Annotated in this window: 1 tRNA gene and 1 rRNA gene; both read right to left on the reverse strand. The window is 53.8% G+C overall.

Annotated elements, in window-relative coordinates:
• Positions 1-37: 37 nt before the first annotated feature.
• Positions 38-113: transfer RNA gene (locus N825_RS35630), tRNA-Glu, on the reverse strand.
• Positions 114-201: 88 nt separating this feature from the next.
• Positions 202-1,180 (reverse strand): 16S ribosomal RNA (locus N825_RS35635); the annotation flags it as partial.

The raw sequence follows: 1,180 nt of genomic DNA on the forward strand, positions 1-1,180 counted from the left end.
CTTTGGACCGCCGCTTTCACCGGGTGGGTCGGAAGCTTGGCGTCCCCTAGGGGATTCGAACCCCTGTTACCGCCGTGAAAGGGCGGTGTCCTAGGCCTCTAGACGAAGGGGACACGACACCGTACTTTTATGACGCTTTTGCTCGTTACTTTTTCATCAGACAATCTGTGTGAGCACGCCACGCGAACTAATATCTTTAGGTAAGGAGGTGATCCAACCGCAGGTTCCCCTACGGTTACCTTGTTACGACTTCACCCCAGTCATGAATCACAAAGTGGTAAGCGCCCTCCCGAAGGTTAAGCTACCTACTTCTTTTGCAACCCACTCCCATGGTGTGACGGGCGGTGTGTACAAGGCCCGGGAACGTATTCACCGTAGCATTCTGATCTACGATTACTAGCGATTCCGACTTCATGGAGTCGAGTTGCAGACTCCAATCCGGACTACGACGTACTTTATGAGGTCCGCTTGCTCTCGCGAGGTCGCTTCTCTTTGTATACGCCATTGTAGCACGTGTGTAGCCCTACTCGTAAGGGCCATGATGACTTGACGTCATCCCCACCTTCCTCCAGTTTATCACTGGCAGTCTCCTTTGAGTTCCCGGCCGAACCGCTGGCAACAAAGGATAAGGGTTGCGCTCGTTGCGGGACTTAACCCAACATTTCACAACACGAGCTGACGACAGCCATGCAGCACCTGTCTCAGAGTTCCCGAAGGCACCAATCCATCTCTGGAAAGTTCTCTGGATGTCAAGAGTAGGTAAGGTTCTTCGCGTTGCATCGAATTAAACCACATGCTCCACCGCTTGTGCGGGCCCCCGTCAATTCATTTGAGTTTTAACCTTGCGGCCGTACTCCCCAGGCGGTCGATTTAACGCGTTAGCTCCGGAAGCCACGCCTCAAGGGCACAACCTCCAAATCGACATCGTTTACAGCGTGGACTACCAGGGTATCTAATCCTGTTTGCTCCCCACGCTTTCGCACCTGAGCGTCAGTCTTCGTCCAGGGGGCCGCCTTCGCCACCGGTATTCCTCCAGATCTCTACGCATTTCACCGCTACACCTGGAATTCTACCCCCCTCTACGAGACTCTAGCTTGCCAGTTTCAAATGCAGTTCCCAGGTTGAGCCCGGGGATTTCACATCTGACTTAACAAACCGCCTGCGTGCGCTTTACGCCCAG

The organism is Skermanella stibiiresistens SB22 (assembly GCF_000576635.1).
Lineage (GTDB): Bacteria > Pseudomonadota > Alphaproteobacteria > Azospirillales > Azospirillaceae > Skermanella > Skermanella stibiiresistens.